This window comes from Streptomyces sp. NPDC057136, assembly GCF_042670885.1.
Classification (GTDB): Bacteria; Actinomycetota; Actinomycetes; order Streptomycetales; family Streptomycetaceae; genus Streptomyces.
The window spans coordinates 1-15,896 of the sequence record NZ_JBHUUV010000046.1 but is presented as its reverse complement, the minus strand read 5'-3'; the positions used below and the strand labels follow the sequence as shown (position 1 = coordinate 15,896).

Sequence of the window (15,896 nt, the reverse complement as noted above, 5' to 3'; positions counted from 1 at the left end):
TCGGTGGGCCGCGTCTTTTGTGTATCTGAGACTGGCCCTCTCTTTTGGGGGGCTGCGCCTTTTTGGTATCTCACACGGGGGCCGGGGGCCCCCCACCCCGCCCCCCCCGCGGGGGCCGCGGGGGGGCGCCCACGGCAGGCGGTACGGGCCTGGCGCGCGGACGCGGGCAAGCACCCGAGCCCCAACGCGGGACCGGTCGAGGCGTCGTTCGCGGGCGCGCTCGGCGTACGGCTCGGCGGGACCCTCGCGTACGGCGGCCGGGTCGAGCACCGGCCGGTGCTCAACGGGGAGGCCGGCCGCGCGGTGGAGACCGCGGACATCGAACGTGCGGTGCGGCTGTCGCGCCGGGTGGGTGCGCTGGCCCTCGGCGTCTGTGCGGCCGGACGGCTGATCGCGGGACGGAGACGGATATGAGCGGCGGGCTGCTGGTCGCGGGGACCACATCGGACGCGGGCAAGAGCGTCGTCACGGCGGGGATCTGCCGGTGGCTGGTGCGGCAGGGGGTGAAGGTCGCGCCGTTCAAGGCGCAGAACATGTCGCTCAACTCGTTCGTCACCCGCGAGGGTGCGGAGATCGGGCGCGCCCAGGCCATGCAGGCTCAGGCCGCCCGCGTGGAGCCGACCGCGCTGATGAATCCGGTGCTGCTCAAGCCCGGCAGCGACCGGTCCAGCCAGGTCGTCCTGATGGGCAAGGCCGTCGGCGAGATGAGCGCACGCGGCTACCACGGGGGGCGGCAGGAATCACTGCTCGGGACCGTCGTGGACTGTCTGGAGCAGCTTCGGGGCACGTATGACGCCGTGATCTGTGAGGGGGCGGGCAGTCCGGCCGAGATCAATCTGCGGCGTACGGACATCGTGAACATGGGCATCGCACGGGCTGCGCGCTTCCCCGTGCTGGTGGTCGGGGACATCGACCGCGGCGGTGTCTTCGCCTCGTTCTTCGGCACGACGGCCCTCCTGAGCGCGGAGGACCAGGCGCTGGTCGCCGGGTATCTCGTGAACAAGTTCCGGGGCGACGTCTCGTTGCTGGAGCCGGGCCTCGACATGCTGTACGAGCTCACGGGGCGGCGTACGTACGGGGTGCTGCCGTTCGCCCACGGGCTGGGCATCGACGAGGAGGACGGACTGCGGGTGTCGCTGCGCGGCACCGTACGGGAGTCCGCCGTCAGCGCGCCGCACGGCGAGGACGTCCTGCGGGTCGCGGTCTGCGCCGTACCGCTGATGTCGAACTTCACCGATGTGGACGCGCTGGCCGCCGAGCCGGGTGTCGTGGTGCGGTTCGTGGACCGGGCGGAGGAGCTGGCCGACGCGGACCTGGTGATCGTGCCGGGCACGCGCGGCACGGTGAAGGCACTGGCCTGGCTGCGGGAACGGGGACTGGCGGACGCGCTGGTGCGGCGGGCCGCCGAGGGGCGGCCGGTGCTGGGGATCTGCGGCGGTTTCCAGGTGCTCGGTGAGCACATCGAGGACGAGGTGGAGTCGCGGGCCGGGCACGTCGACGGGCTGGGGCTGCTGCCGGTACGCATCCGCTTCGAGAAGGCCAAGACGCTGGCCCGGCCGGTCGGGTCGGCGCTCGGGGAACCGGTCGAGGGGTACGAGATCCATCACGGGGTCGCCGATGTGCGGGGCGGGGAACCGTTCCTGGACGGATGCCGGGTCGGGGCGGTGTGGGGGACGCACTGGCACGGGTCGCTGGAGAGCGACGCGTTCCGGCGGCGGTTCCTGGCGGAGGTCGCGCGGGCTTCGGGGCGGCGGTTCGTGGCTGCGCCGGATACGAGTTTTGAGGTGCTGCGGGAGGAGCAGTTGGACCGGCTGGGGGACCTGATCGAGGAGCACGCGGATACGGATGCGTTGTGGCGGTTGATCGAGGGTGGGGCGCCGGCCGGGCTGCCGTTCGTGCCGCCGGGTGCGCCTGTGGGTGCGGGTGCGGGTGCGCCTGCGGGTGTGCCTGCGGCGGGCCTTCCTCTGCCCGCCCCTTCCCGTAACCGGGGCTCCGCCCCGGACCCCGGTCCTCAATCGCCGGACGGGCTTGAAATGCCCCGGAACGCGGCCCTGGAACCCGACGGGCCGGGAAAGCCACGGAACGCGGCCCTGGAACCGGACAGGCTTGAAAAGCCCCGGAACGCGGCCGGGAACGGGCCGGATTTGCCGCATGTCGAGAAGGAGACTCTGTGAGTACGCCGTATCCGTTCACCGCCATCGTCGGGCAGGACGATCTGCGGCTCGGGCTCTTGCTGAATGCCGTCAGTCCGGCCGTCGGTGGGGTCCTCGTGCGAGGGGAGAAGGGGACCGCCAAGTCCACCGCCGTACGCGCCCTCGCAGCGCTCATGCCCGAGGTATCCGTCGTTCCGGGGTGCCGGTTCTCGTGTGATCCGGTCGTGCCCGACCCGGCGTGTCCCGATGGGCCCCATGAGGCCGCGGGCGGTGTGTCGCGGGCCGCCCGGACCGTCGAACTGCCCGTCGGGGCCTCCGAGGACCGGCTCGTGGGGGCGCTGGACATCGAGCGGGCGCTCTCCGAGGGTGTGAAGGCGTTCGAGCCGGGGCTCCTCGCCGACGCGCACCGCGGCATCCTGTACGTCGACGAGGTCAACCTGCTCCACGACCACCTCGTGGACCTGCTGCTCGACGCGGCCGCCATGGGTGCCTCGTACGTGGAGCGCGAAGGCGTCTCCGTACGGCACGCGGCGCGTTTCCTGCTGGTGGGGACGATGAACCCCGAAGAGGGCGAACTGCGGCCGCAGTTGCTGGACCGGTTCGGGCTCACCGTCGAGGTCGCGGCCTCCCGCGACACCGATCAGCGGGTCGAGGTCGTACGGCGCCGGCTGGCCTACGACGACGACCCGGCCGGATTCACCGCCCGATGGGCGGACCAGGAACGGGAGTTGCGCGAGCGGATCGCCGCCGCGCGCGCCCTGTTGCCCCATGTCGTCCTCGGCGACGGCGTGTTGCGGCAGATCGCGGCGACCTGTGCGGCCTTCGAGGTGGACGGGATGCGCGCCGACATCGTCATGGCCCGCACCGCCACGGCGCTGGCCGCCTGGGCCGGGCGCGACGAGGTGCTCGACGAGGATGTGCGCCAGGCCGCGCTGCTCGCGCTCCCCCACCGGCGCCGGCGCAATCCGTTCGACGCGCCGGGGCTCGACGAGGACAAGCTGGACGAGACACTCCGGGACGCCGCTCAGGACGAGAGCGAGGGCGACCACGACCCGGACCCGGACGGTCCGGATGGCGGTGGTGGTGGAGGCGGAGTTCCGCCTCAAGCCGATGGGCCCGATGGCCCCGAGGGACCCGCCGGGGCCGACGCACCGGACCACGCGCCGGAGAGTGGCGGCGACGCGCCCGGACAGGGGCGGCCGTCCGGTGGCGGTGAACAGCAGCCCGTACGCGCGGCGGAGCCGTTTCGCACGAAGATGCTGAGCGTGCCCGGCCTCGGCGAGGGTGCGGCGGGGCGGCGCTCCCGGGCGCGTACCGAGCACGGCCGTACGACCGGGTCTCGGCGGCCCCAGGGGGCGCTGACGAAGCTGCACCTGGCGGCGACCGTGCAGGCGGCCGCGCCGCATCAGCGGGCCAGGGGCCGGTCGGGCCGGGGCCTTGTGGTCCGGCGCGACGATCTGCGGCAGGCGACGCGGGAGGGGCGCGAGGGGAATCTCGTGCTGTTCGTCGTGGACGCCTCCGGATCGATGGCGGCCCGGCAGCGGATGAGCGCCGTGAAGGGCGCGGTGATGTCGCTCCTGCTGGACGCGTACCAGCGGCGGGACAAGGTCGGTCTGATCACCTTCCGGGGCAAGGACGCCGAGGTGGTGCTGCCGCCGACGTCGTCGGTGGACGCGGCCGCCGCGCGGCTGGAGTCGCTGCCGACCGGCGGGCGCACCCCGCTGGCCGCGGGGCTGCTGAAGGCACACGACGTACTGCGGGTGGAGCGGCTGCGCGACCCCTCGCGGCGGCCGTTGCTCCTCGTGGTGACGGACGGACGGGCGACGGGGGGTCCGGACCCGCTGGCACTCGCGGCGCGGGCCGGGCGGCTGCATGCCGCCGAAGGCACCGCGTCCGTCGTCGTGGACTGCGAGTCGGGGATCGTACGGCTCGGGCTCGCCGCACAGCTCGCCAGGGATCTGGGCGGCAGCGCCGTCACGCTCGACGAACTGCGGGCCGACACGATCGTCGGGCTCGTGAAAGACGTATCTGCAGCCGGGAGGGCCGCGTAATGCCACAGGGACAGCCGACATCGGTGCCGGACGACGGTCTCACCACCCGTCAGCGGCGCAACCGTCCGCTGCTGTTCGTCCACACGGGCATCGGCAAGGGGAAGTCGACGGCGGCCTTCGGTCTCGCGCTGCGCGCCTGGAATCAGGGCTGGCCGATCGGGGTGTTCCAGTTCGTGAAGTCGGCGAAGTGGAAGGTCGGCGAGGAGAACGCCCTGAAGGTGCTCGGCGCGAGCGGCGAGGGCGGCACCGTCGACTGGCACAAGATGGGCGAGGGCTGGTCCTGGGTGCAGCGGGACAATCAGCTCGACAACGAGGAGAAGGCCCGCGAGGGCTGGGAGCAGGTCAAGCGCGACCTGGCCGCCGAGACCTACAAGCTGTACGTCCTCGACGAGTTCGCCTATCCGATGCACTGGGGCTGGATCGACACCGACGAGGTCGTCCAGGTGATGCGCGACCGTCCCGGGACGCAGCATGTGGTGATCACGGGGCGCAACGCTCCGGACAAGCTGATCGAGGCCGCCGATCTGGTGACCGACATGTCGAAGGTCAAGCACCCGATGGACGCCGGTCAGAAGGGCCAGAGGGGCATCGAGTGGTGAGCGTTCCACGTCTGGTCATCGCCGCCCCGGCGTCCGGCAGCGGCAAGACCACCGTCGCCACGGGGCTGATGGCGGCCTTCGCGGGCCGCGGACTCGCCGTGTCCCCGCACAAGGTGGGCCCGGACTACATCGACCCGGGGTACCACGCGCTGGCGACCGGCCGCCCCGGTCGCAATCTCGACGCGTACATGTGCGGTCCCGAGCTGATCGCCCCGCTGTTCGCCCATGGGTCGAGCGGCTGCGACCTCGCCGTGATCGAGGGCGTCATGGGGCTGTACGACGGTGCGTCGGGCCAGGGCGAACTGGCGTCGACCGCCCAGGTGTCGAAGCTGTTGCGCGCGCCCGTGGTGCTCGTCGTCGACGCCTCCTCACAGTCCCGCTCGGTCGCCGCGCTCGTGCACGGTTTCGCGTCCTGGGACCCGCAGGTGCGGATCGGCGGGGTGATCCTCAACAAGGTGGCGTCCGACCGGCACGAGGCACTGCTGCGGGAGGCACTCGACGAGTCGGGGCTTCCGGTGCTCGGGGTGCTGCGGCGGTCCGCGCAGATGGCGACGCCGTCGCGCCATCTCGGTCTCGTTCCGGTGGCCGAGCGGGCCACGGACGCCGTCGATGCCGTACGGGCGATGGCCGACCGGGTCAGGGCCGGCTGCGATCTGGACGCCCTGATGGCGCTGGCCCGGACGGCGCCGCCGCTGCCGGACGAGGTCTGGGAGCCGCAGCCGGCAGCGGACCGGGGTCAGGTGGCGGGTGACCGGCCGGTGGTGGCCGTGGCGGGCGGGGCGGCGTTCACGTTCGCGTACGCCGAGCATGCCGAGCTGCTCACGGCGGCGGGCGCCGAGGTCGTGGTCTTCGACCCGCTGCGCGACGAGAAGCTTCCCGCGGGCACCTCGGGGCTCGTCATAGGGGGCGGCTTCCCCGAGATGTACGCGCCGGAACTGTCGGCGAACGAGCCGCTGCGCCTGGCGGTGACGGAACTGGCGCGGGGCGGCGCCCCGGTGGCCGCCGAGTGCGCCGGGCTCCTGTATCTGGCGCGCGAGCTGGACGGCCGGCCGATGTGCGGGGTGCTGGACGCGGAGGCCCGGATGTCGGAGCGGCTGACGCTCGGATACCGGCAGGCGGTGGCGGTGTCCGACAGTGTGCTGGCGGTGGCGGGGACCCGGATGCGCGGTCATGAGTTCCACCGGACGGTACTGGAGCCCGGTGCCGGGCCGACACCGGCCTGGGGGATGCATCAGCCGGAGCGGCGCGTGGAGGGGTTCGTACAGGGGGGCGTGCATGCGAGCTATCTGCACACCCACTGGGCGGCGTCGCCGGGTGTGGCCGGGCGCTTCGTGGACAAGTGCCGGGGATGAGTTCCGTGGAGACGTGCCGGGGATGAACGGATGAGTGCGGGCGCCGCGGTCCGTCCGGCGGCGCCGCACTCACTCGGCGATGCCCACGACCAGCCAGATGAAGCCCACCCCGGCGACGGTGCACAGCAGCGTGGAGCGGGCCGGGTGGGTGTGGTGCGCCTCGGGCAGGATCTCGGCGGCGGCGAGGTAGAGCAGGGCGCCGCCGAAGAAGCCGAGATAGCAGCCGAGCAGTTCCTCCGGAAGGGTGAACAGCAGCGTCGTCGCCGCGCCCACGATCGGGGCCAGCGCATCGGCGAAAAGCATCAACAGCGCCTTGCGGCGGGCGTTCCCGTAGAGCCTGGTGAGGGTGTACGTGTTGAATCCGTCGGCGAAGTCATGGGTGATGACGGCGAGTGCGACGGCGACTCCTATGCCGCCGCCGACCTGGAACGCCGCGCCGAGCGCGACGCCGTCCATCAGGCTGTGGCCCACCATCGCCGCCGCCGCGGTCAGGCCGACCTGCGGCACCCGTTCGTCGCCCGCGCCGTGTGCCGCATGGCGTCCGGCGAGCAGCCGCTCGACCAGATGGGCCACCAGGAAGCCGCCCACGAACAGCAGAAGGGCGGCCGGCACCCCGAAGACCTCGCCGCCCGCGGCGTCGATCGCCTCGGGCAGGAGGTCGAGTCCGACCACGCCGAGCATCAGCCCGCCTGCGAGGCCGAGCACCAGGTGGCGGCGGTCCGTGACGCGTTGAGCGACCCAGCCGCCGGCCAGAGTCATCAGGAACGCGCCGAGCGCGACGAACACCGCCATGGCCCCTTGCTAGCCGATCGGCACCCTCGCCCGCATCTCAGGGCTCCCTCACCCGGCACGGCTCCCGTGACCCATGGTCAGGGTGTCCTCGTACGAAAGGACTCCGTACCGTGAACCGCCCCGCCTCCCTCGTCGTGGGCGTCGGCGCCCGCAAAGGGGCGTCGGCCGACGAGGTCCTGGAGCTGATCGTCGGGACCCTCCGCGCGGCCGGGCTCGACGCGGCCGAGATCGCGGAGCTGGCCACCCTCGACTCGAAGGCGGACGAGCCGGGGATCGTGGGCGCGGCGGCCACGCTCAAGGTGCCTGTGCGTGTCCATCGGGCGCAGGAGCTGGCCCGGGTCCGCGTACCGCATCCGTCCGGTGCGGTACGGGACGCGGCGGGTACGCCGTCGGTCGCCGAGGCCGCCGCGCTGATCGGCGGGGGCGACCTGCTGGTCCCGAAGCAGAAGTCGGCGCCCGGGGGTGGGGGCGCCTCTTCGGTGACCTGCGCGGTGGTCCGGCGATCCGTCGCCGAATCGATGTCCGCCCCACCGGTGACGTACGGGCCTGAGCCGTTCACCATGGCTGCCATGAACCCCCCCACGCAGGACCTCGATGTCGCCGGACCCGATCTGCGCCACCACGGTGACGCGGAAGTACGCGGCCACGATCTGACCGACCTCGCCGTGAACGTACGGACCGGGACACCGCCCGGCTGGCTGCGGGAGCGAATAGCCCTGTCGCTGGGCTCGCTGGCCGCATATCCGGACGGGCGGCCCGCGCGGGCCGCCGTCGCTGCGCGGCACGGACTGCCGGTGGAGCGGGTGCTGCTGACGGCGGGAGCGGCCGAGGCGTTCGTCCTGATCGCCCGTGCGCTGCCCGCCCGGAGACCGGTCGTCGTGCACCCGCAGTTCACCGAACCGGAGGCGGCGCTGCGGGCGGCCGGGCACGAGGTGGGGCGGGTCCTGCTGCGCCCCGAGGACGGCTTCCTGCTGGACCCGGCTGCGGTGCCCGACGACGCCGATCTGGTGGTGATCGGCAATCCGACCAACCCGACGTCGGTGCTCCACCCGGCGGGCGTCCTGGAGAAGTTGGCCCGCCCCGGTCGGACCCTGGTGATCGACGAGGCGTTCATGGACGCGGTGCCGGGCGAGCGGGAGGCGCTCTGCGGGCGCACGGACATCCCGGGGCTCGTCGTCCTGCGCAGTCTCACCAAGACCTGGGGTCTTGCCGGGCTCCGGATCGGCTATGTGCTGGCCGACCCGGCGACGATCGCCGTCCTCCAGGAGGCGCAGCCGCTGTGGCCGGTGTCCTCCCCCGCGCTGGCGGCGGCCGAGGCGTGCATGGAGCCGCGGGCGCTGGCCGAGGCGGCGGAGGCGGCCGACCGGATCGCGGTGGACCGGGCCCATCTACTGGCCGGGCTGGCGGAGTTCGGCGAGGTGCGGGTGGTGGAGCCTGCTGAGGGGCCGTTCGTCCTGCTCCGGGTGGAGCGGGCGGCGGAGATCCGGGAGCGGCTGCGGCGCCTGGGGTTCGCGGCGCGGCGCGGTGACACCTTCCCTGGGCTCGGGCCCGAGTGGCTGCGGCTGGCCGTACGGGACCGTGTGACGACCAACCGCTTCCTTCAGGCGTTCGACCAGGCACTCCAGGCGCTGCCCCGGAGACCCTAGGGACTGTCGTTCGGCCCCCGCCGGACGGGCCGGTTCCTCCTCGGCCCGTCCGGCAGGCCTCCGTCAGCCCTGGGTGCGCCTGCGGGCCACCACGGTGGCCGCGGCGCCGACGGCCAGCAGCAGCGCCGCACCGCCCGCGATGTACGGGGTCGTGGAACTGCCGCCGGTCTCCGCGAGGTTCGGCTTCTCGGCGGCCGGGGCGGGGTCGGACCCGGTCTGCGGCTTCACTTCACCACCGGACGAGCCACCGGTCGAACCGCCGGTCGAGCCACCGGACGAGCCACCGTCTGTGCCGCCCGGCTTCTCGGGGGCCTTCGGCGTCTCGCAGGTCGCCTCGGCCAGCGTCACCTCGCCGTGCACCTCCGCGACGTTGAGTTCGAGCGGATTCACCGACACCTTGAGCTGCAACGCGACGGCTGCCGCGGTACGCGAGGTGGTCGCGGTCTTCGACAGGTCGAGGGTCACCTCACCGACGCCCGGCACCTCCACGCGGGTGGTCCCGCCGGCGGTGAGCGTGACCTTCTTACCGAGGACCGAGACCTGCCCGAGCACGTTCGACTCGGCGACCGGCTTCCGGCCGACCTCGCAGACGGCGCTCGACGTGACCTTCTCGACCTCGATGAGCGAGAGGAGTGGCAGTCCGGGCACGTGGACGGTGGCCTTCGCGAGGTTCGAGCGGCCCTCGGCCCTGTGCTCGTCGACGGTCGCCTTCGCCGTGGCCACATCGGCCTTCAGCAGGCTGAAGGGGTTTCCCCCGTCCACACCGTCGAGCTGGACGCTGAGGGCGGTCTTCTCGGCGCTCGCGGGAGCCTGCACCTCGTTGAGCGTGGCCTTCAGCGGAACGTTGATCGTCTTGTTGACGAGTGAGACATCGAGTGCGGTACGGAGTACGACCGCGCTCGCCTTTCCGTCGCCGGTGACCGTGGTCGCGGTGGCGGCCTGCGCGGGAACGGCGACAAGCAGCGCGACAGGAGCGGCGGCGACCGCCAGGGCGGCGAGGCGGAAGGTGTTGCTGTTCAAGATGGTGGAACCCCCACAAGAGACATGGAGCCACCGGCGCCGCCCAATGGGGGACATCGCGGGCGCCGATGGCCTCGACTCCGTGAATCTTTACGCACAGAGGGTGAACTGGTGGATAACTGGCGCGAGTTCACCCCAAAGGGGGGTTTCCGTGTACGTATTCGATTCTTTCGGCACGCGCGTTCCCCGGAGTCACCCGTTTCACGGAGCGCAGGGGGTGCGGCAGTTGACGAGGCGGGGTGAGCGCAGAAGTGTTCCAACGACACACACCCACCCGGTCACTGGCTGTCAACACGGCGCCGCACCCGGCCGGACCATCGGGTCAGCCGATCACGCGCCCGTTCAGCACGATCCTGCGGGGCGCCGCCAGCACCCTTACGTCCGCACGCGGGTCCTCCTCGTACACCACCAGGTCGGCCGGAGCCCCCTCCTCCAGGACCGGCCGGCCGAGCCACTGCCGCGCGCCCCAGGCCGTCGCCGAGAGTGCTTCGAGGGCAGGGATGCCCGCCTTGACCAGTTCGGCGACCTCCGCCGCGACCAGGCCGTGGGCCAGCGAGCCGCCCGCGTCGGTGCCGACGAAGACCGGGACGCCCGCGTCGTACGCGGCGCGCACCGTGTCGTAGCGGCCCTCGTACAGCCGGCGCATATGGGCCGACCACTGGGGGAACTTCGCCTCGCCGCCCTCCGCCAGGTCCGGGAACGTGGCGATGTTGACCAGGGTCGGGACGATCGCCACGCCGCGCTCGGCGAAGAGCGGGATGGTGTCCTCGGTCAGCCCCGTCGCGTGCTCGATGCAGTCGATCCCGGCCTCGACGAGGTCGCGCAGGGCGGCCTCGGCGAAACAGTGGGCGGTGACCCGGGCCCCCAGCCGGTGCGCTTCGGTGATGGCCGCCTCGACCTCGCCGCGCGGCCAGCACGCCGTCAGATCTCCGGCGTCCCGGTCGATCCAGTCGCCCACCAGCTTCACCCAGCCGTCGCCGCGCCGGGCCTCCTGCGCGACATAGGCGACGAGGTCGCCGGGCTCGATCTCATGGGCGTAGTTACGGATGTACCTGCGGGTCCTGGCGATGTGGCGGCCGGCCCTGATGATCTTCGGCAGGTCCTCGCGGTCGTCGATCCACCGGGTGTCGGAGGGTGATCCGGCGTCCCTGATGAGCAGCGTGCCCGCCTCCCGGTCGGCGAGGGCCTGCTTCTCGCTGGTCGCCTCGTCGACGGGGCCGTGGTGGTCGAGGCCGACATGGCAGTGCGCGTCCACCAGGCCCGGCAGTGCCCAGCCGGTGATGGTCACCGCGTCGTCCGCGCCGGGCGGCCGCTCGTACGAGATCCGCCCGTCGACGGCCCACAGTTCGTCCCGGATCTCGTCCGGGCCGACGAGTACCCGCCCCTTCACCCGCAGGACCTGCCGCTCTTCGTGATCGCTCATACGCGGCACTGTACGAGGCCCTCGGTACGCTCGACCAAGCACTGTTCGTACGCGGTCGGCCGACCGCGTACCGAACCCCTGACCGAATCCGAATGAGAGCACCCGTGACGCACCCCTTCCTCGACCTCGCCCCGCTCACCGCCGCTCATTTCGCGGCCGTCGAGCGGCGGGTGGCCGGTCTCCTCGCCACACGGGCGGACGTCGTGATCATGCAGGGCGAGGCGCTGCTGCCCCTCGAAGGCTGCATCCGGGGCGGCGCACGGCCCGGTTCGACCGCGCTGAACATCGTCACGGGGCCCTACGGGCAGACCTTCGGGAACTGGCTGCGGGACTGCGGAGCCGAAGTCGTCGATCTGGCGGTGCCGTTCGATACGGCGGTCACCGCGGCCCAGGTCGCGCAGGCACTGGCCGAGCACCCGGAGATCGACTTCGTCTCGCTGGTCCACGCCGAGGCCGCTACCGGCAACACCAACCCGGTCGCCGAGATCGGCGAGGTGGTCCGGGCGCACGGCGCGCTGTTCATGCTGGACGCCGTCGCCTCGGTGGGCGCCGAACCACTGCTGCCGGACGCCTGGGGCGTCGACCTGTGTGTGATCGGCGCGCAGAAGGCCATGGGCGGTCCGGCCGGGGTGTCGGCGGTGTCGGTGAGCGAGCGCGCCTGGGAGCGGATCGCCGCCAACCCGCAGGCTCCGCGCCGGTCCTACCTCTCGCTCCTGGACTGGAAGGAGCGCTGGATCGACGGCGGCCGCACCACGCTGCTGCACGCACCCGCGCAGCTGGAGATGCTGGCTCTGGAAGCCTGTGTGGAGCGGATCGAGAACGAGGGACTGGACGCGGTGACGGCCCGCCACGCCTCGGCGGCGGCGGCGACCCGGGCGGGCGCCCTGGCGCTCGGCGGGGGTCTGGAACCGTATGTCGAGGACGCGCGGGACGCGGCGCCGGTCGCCACGACGCTGCGGGCCCCGGCGGGCGTCGATGCCGCCTCGCTGGTCGCGCGGGCGCTCGCGGCCGACCCGTCGCTGCCGCTGATCGCGGGGGGCGGGGTGCTGTCCAAGGAGATGGTCCGGGTCAATCACTACGGTGTGGATGCGACGCGGGGCGCGGTGCTGTCCTCGCTCGCGGCTCTGGGATCGGCGCTGGCCGACACCGGCCGGCAGGTCGATATCGAGGCTGCCCGCAAGGCCGTATCGGAAACCTGGCCGAACGAGTAATTCCAGCGGAATTCATGAATGCGGGGAGCCGCTTTATCGAGAGCAGCTCCCCGCATTCTTCTGCCCGCTTTCCCCGACCCTAAACATTAGAGCTTCCACAAGAGTGATCTTCGTGATTCGGACACGCCTCCCGAGAGTTACAACCCTGTGACCGACTCCACACAGCGGACGCTATGCCGGATAAATTCCGGTCAAAAGGCGAGAAAATGCCGCCGGATCGCGCGAAGGCACGCGCCCGCGTGATAACACAATGAACCCTCCCACCCAACCCCTTTCCTCGATGCAATTTCGATTTTTGCTGGGTAAATTCAATTCGCATGACCGCCGCACCAGCAGATTTTGCAAGTGCCCGAAGCGAATTCCTCAGAATCGACACCCCACGAGTGGAGGACGGAGCCGCGATCTGGCGCATCGCCCGCGACTCCGAGGTCCTGGACCTCAACTCCTCGTACAGCTACCTGCTGTGGTGCCGTGACTTCGCGGCGACCTCCGTGGTCGCCCGCGACGAGAACGGCGACGCCATCGCCTTCGTGACGGGATACATCCGCCCCGACCGCCCGCAGACGCTCGTCGTCTGGCAGGTGGCCGTCGACCAGGCACACCGCGGGAAGGGGCTGGCCGCCTCCCTGCTGGACGCGCTGACCACGCGGGTCGCCGCCGACCAGGGACTTGTCTCGGTCGAGACCACCATCACCCCGGACAACACCGCGTCCGACCGGCTGTTCACCTCGTACGCGCTCCGTCACGACGTGGGCCTGGAGCACGAGGTGCTCTTCGACGGCGGGCTGTTCCCCGAGGGAACGCACCTGCCGGAGGTGCTGTACCGCATCGGCCCGTTCCACGCCTGAGCGCATCCCCCGAGCGCCCGGGCTCCGTGCCGAGCGCACCACCTGTGCCCCGCCGAGCGCAGCCCGTCACACCACCCCCCTCGAACGCAGGAGATCCGCCGTGACCATCACCCCGCCCGCCCTGAGTGTCTTCGAGACCCTGGAATCGGAAGTACGGAGCTACTGCCGCGGCTGGCCGGCGGTCTTCGACCGCGCACAGGGCGCCCGGCTGACGGACGAGGACGGCCACTCGTACCTCGACTTCTTCGCCGGTGCCGGTTCACTCAACTACGGCCACAACAACCCGGTGCTGAAACGCGCGCTGATCGACTACATCGAGCGCGACGGCATCACCCACGGCCTCGACATGGCCACCACGGCCAAGCGCGCCTTCCTGGAGACCTTCCAGAATGTGATCCTGCGCCCGCGCGACCTGCCGTACAAGGTGATGTTCCCCGGCCCGACCGGCACCAACGCCGTCGAAGCGGCGCTGAAACTGGCCCGTAAGGTCAAGGGCCGCGAGTCCGTCGTCTCGTTCACCAACGCCTTCCACGGCATGTCGCTCGGCTCGCTCGCCGTCACCGGCAACGCCTTCAAGCGGGCCGGCGCCGGCATCCCGCTGGTGCACGGCACACCGATGCCGTTCGACAACTACTTCGACGGCACCGTGCCGGACTTCCTCTGGTTCGAGCGGCTCCTGGAGGACCAGGGGTCCGGGCTCAACAAGCCCGCCGCCGTGATCGTGGAGACCGTCCAGGGCGAGGGCGGCATCAATGTCGCCCGCGCCGAGTGGCTGCGCGCACTCCAGGACCTGTGCCACCGCCAGGACATGCTGCTCATCGTCGACGACATCCAGATGGGCTGCGGCCGGACCGGCGGCTTCTTCTCCTTCGAGGAGGCCGGAATCACGCCGGACATCGTGACGCTGTCCAAGTCCATCAGCGGCTACGGCATGCCCATGTCGCTCTGCCTGTTCAAGCCGGAGCTGGACATCTGGGAGCCGGGCGAGCACAACGGCACCTTCCGCGGCAACAACCCGGCCTTCGTCACCGCCACCGCCACGCTCGACGCCTACTGGGCGGACGGCCAGATGGAGAAGCAGACCCTGGCCCGCGGCGAGCAGGTGGAGCAGGCACTGCTGGCGATCTGCGACGAGAACCCGTCGGCGGGCGGACAGTTCCGCGGCCGCGGTCTGGTCTGGGGCCTGGAGTTCTCCGACACCGCGCGCGCCACCGCGGTCTGCGCCCTCGCCTTCGAGCTGGGTCTGCTCCTGGAGACCTCGGGTCCGCAGAGCGAGGTCGTGAAGCTGCTGCCGCCGCTGACCATCACCACCGAAGAGCTGGACGAGGGCCTGCGCACGCTGGCCCGCTGCGTCCGTGAGACCGCCTGACCCGGGGAGACCCGGGCCGGGCCCGAAGAAGCACCACCGCAGAGAGAAAGGCACCAACCCACCGTGATCGTCCGATCGTTCAGTGACATCGAGAACACCGACCGGCATGTGAAGGCCGCCTCCGGCACCTGGGAGAGCAAGCGCATCGTGCTCGCCAAGGAGAAGGTGGGCTTCTCACTCCACGAGACCGTGCTGTACGCGGGCACGGAAACGTCGATGTGGTACGCGAACCACATCGAGGCCGTGCTGTGCACCGAGGGCGAGGCCGAGCTCACCAACGACGAGACCGGCGAGACGCACTGGATCTCCCCCGGCACGATGTACCTGCTGGACGGGCACGAGCACCACACGCTGCGGCCCAAGACCGACTTCCGCTGCGTCTGCGTCTTCAACCCTCCCGTCACCGGACGGGAGGACCACGACGAGAACGGTGTCTATCCCCTGCTGACCGAGGAGGGCTGAACCATGACCACTGATGTACGCGCAGACCTGTACCCGTCGCGCGGCGCCGCCGAGATGACCACTCCCCGCCAGGACCCGGTCATCTGGTCCGCGCCCGGCGCACCCGGGCCGGTCGCCGTGAAGGACCTCCAGGGGTTCGAACGGGACGGATTCCTCACCGTCGACCAGCTGATCACGCCGGACGAGGTCGCCGTCTACCACGCCGAACTGAACCGGCTGATCGCCGATCCGGCGGTGCGGGCCGACGAGCGTTCCATCATCGAGCCGAAGTCGCAGAAGGTACGTTCCGTCTTCGAGGTCCACCGGATCAGCGAGATCTTCGCCCGGCTGGTCAGCGACGAGCGGGTGGTGGGCCGCGCCCGCCAGATCCTCGGCTCGGACGTGTACGTCCACCAGTCGCGGATCAACGTCAAGCCGGGCTTCGGGGCTTCGGGCTTCTACTGGCACTCGGACTTCGAGACCTGGCACGCCGAGGACGGTCTGCCGAACATGCGTGCCGTGTCCGTCTCGATCGCGCTGACCGAGAACCACGACACCAACGGCGGGCTGATGATCATGCCCGGTTCGCACAAGTCGTTCCTCGGCTGCGCGGGCGAGACGCCGCGGGACAACTACAAGAAGTCCCTCCAGATGCAGGACGCCGGCACCCCGTCCGACGAGGCGCTGACGAAGATGGCCGACCGCCACGGCATCAAGCTCTTCACGGGCGCGGCCGGTTCGGCGACCTGGTTCGACTGCAACTGCATGCACGGCTCGGGGGACAACATCACCCCGTACCCGCGCAGCAACGTCTTCATCGTCTTCAACAGCGTGGACAACGCGGCACAGGAGCCCTTCGCGGCCCCGGTCCGCCGCCCGGAGTTCATCGGCGCGCGGGACTTCACTCCGGTGAAGTGACGCACCGGCACGGTTTCGGCGGAGGGGCGAGCCCCACCCCGAAAACCACACGTCCCCGGGGCCCCCCCCGGCG

The 15,896-nt window shown here is 71.4% G+C and carries 14 protein-coding genes; 11 read left to right on the top strand and 3 right to left on the bottom strand.

Features of this window, described 5'->3' with window-relative positions; genetic code table 11:
* From ACFT7S_RS34045 to ACFT7S_RS34025, 5 genes are all read left to right on the top strand, one after another.
* A partial coding sequence (locus ACFT7S_RS34045; protein WP_382738836.1) for a cobalamin biosynthesis protein occupies positions 1-414 on the top strand: 414 nt, incomplete at its 5' end.
* Complete coding sequence (locus tag ACFT7S_RS34040) at positions 411-2,174, top strand: cobyric acid synthase (protein WP_382738833.1); 1,764 nt, start codon at positions 411-413, stop codon at positions 2,172-2,174. The genes ACFT7S_RS34045 and ACFT7S_RS34040, both read left to right, overlap by 4 nt.
* Positions 2,171-4,204 (top strand): putative cobaltochelatase, encoded by a 2,034-nt coding sequence (locus ACFT7S_RS34035; protein ID WP_382738830.1) that lies wholly within the window; start codon positions 2,171-2,173, stop codon positions 4,202-4,204. The genes ACFT7S_RS34040 and ACFT7S_RS34035 overlap by 4 nt, the downstream gene beginning before the upstream one ends.
* Positions 4,204-4,803, top strand: a complete 600-nt coding sequence (gene cobO, locus ACFT7S_RS34030; protein WP_382738827.1) for a cob(I)yrinic acid a,c-diamide adenosyltransferase — start codon at positions 4,204-4,206, stop codon at positions 4,801-4,803. The genes ACFT7S_RS34035 and cobO overlap by 1 nt, the downstream gene beginning before the upstream one ends.
* A complete protein-coding gene (locus ACFT7S_RS34025) occupies positions 4,797-6,155 on the top strand; it encodes a cobyrinate a,c-diamide synthase (protein ID WP_382738824.1) in 1,359 nt (452 codons plus the stop codon). The genes cobO and ACFT7S_RS34025 overlap by 7 nt, the downstream gene beginning before the upstream one ends.
* Before the next feature lie 69 nt (positions 6,156-6,224).
* Here the strand turns inward: ACFT7S_RS34025 and ACFT7S_RS34020 are convergent, their stop codons facing one another.
* The gene (locus tag ACFT7S_RS34020) at positions 6,225-6,947 is read right to left on the bottom strand and encodes a ZIP family metal transporter (RefSeq protein ID WP_382738821.1); all 723 of its coding nucleotides are present in this window, start codon (positions 6,945-6,947) and stop codon (positions 6,225-6,227) included.
* Positions 6,948-7,057: 110 nt separating this feature from the next.
* Here ACFT7S_RS34020 and cobC point away from each other — a divergent pair, with 110 nt between their 5' ends.
* Complete coding sequence (gene cobC / locus ACFT7S_RS34015) at positions 7,058-8,593, top strand: Rv2231c family pyridoxal phosphate-dependent protein CobC (RefSeq protein ID WP_382738818.1); 1,536 nt, start codon at positions 7,058-7,060, stop codon at positions 8,591-8,593.
* A gap of 63 nt (positions 8,594-8,656) precedes the next feature.
* On the opposite strand, the gene ACFT7S_RS34010 is transcribed toward cobC, so the two are convergent.
* Both ACFT7S_RS34010 and ACFT7S_RS34005 read right to left on the bottom strand, forming a co-directional pair.
* A complete protein-coding gene (locus ACFT7S_RS34010) occupies positions 8,657-9,613 on the bottom strand; it encodes an SCO1860 family LAETG-anchored protein (protein ID WP_382738816.1) in 957 nt (318 codons plus the stop codon).
* Positions 9,614-9,935: 322 nt separating this feature from the next.
* Positions 9,936-11,036, bottom strand: a complete 1,101-nt coding sequence (locus ACFT7S_RS34005; RefSeq protein ID WP_382738813.1) for an amidohydrolase family protein — start codon at positions 11,034-11,036, stop codon at positions 9,936-9,938.
* Between the two features lie 104 nt (positions 11,037-11,140).
* Here ACFT7S_RS34005 and ACFT7S_RS34000 point away from each other — a divergent pair, with 104 nt between their 5' ends.
* The 5 genes from ACFT7S_RS34000 (at position 11,141) to thpD (ending at position 15,823) form a co-directional block, all read left to right on the top strand.
* The gene (locus ACFT7S_RS34000) at positions 11,141-12,247 is read left to right on the top strand and encodes a pyridoxal-phosphate-dependent aminotransferase family protein (RefSeq protein ID WP_382738810.1); all 1,107 of its coding nucleotides are present in this window, start codon (positions 11,141-11,143) and stop codon (positions 12,245-12,247) included.
* Between the two features lie 383 nt (positions 12,248-12,630).
* Positions 12,631-13,095 (top strand): diaminobutyrate acetyltransferase, encoded by a 465-nt coding sequence (gene ectA / locus ACFT7S_RS33995; protein ID WP_382738807.1) that lies wholly within the window; start codon positions 12,631-12,633, stop codon positions 13,093-13,095.
* A 100-nt stretch (positions 13,096-13,195) separates the two neighbouring features.
* Positions 13,196-14,464: a diaminobutyrate--2-oxoglutarate transaminase gene (gene ectB / locus ACFT7S_RS33990; RefSeq protein WP_382738804.1), complete on the top strand. Its 1,269-nt coding sequence runs from the start codon at positions 13,196-13,198 to the stop codon at positions 14,462-14,464.
* 63 nt (positions 14,465-14,527) lie between these two features.
* Positions 14,528-14,926: an ectoine synthase gene (locus tag ACFT7S_RS33985; RefSeq protein ID WP_124267637.1), complete on the top strand. Its 399-nt coding sequence runs from the start codon at positions 14,528-14,530 to the stop codon at positions 14,924-14,926.
* 3 nt (positions 14,927-14,929) lie between these two features.
* Positions 14,930-15,823: an ectoine hydroxylase gene (thpD, locus tag ACFT7S_RS33980; RefSeq protein WP_382738800.1), complete on the top strand. Its 894-nt coding sequence runs from the start codon at positions 14,930-14,932 to the stop codon at positions 15,821-15,823.
* The last annotated feature ends 73 nt before the right edge of the window (positions 15,824-15,896 follow it).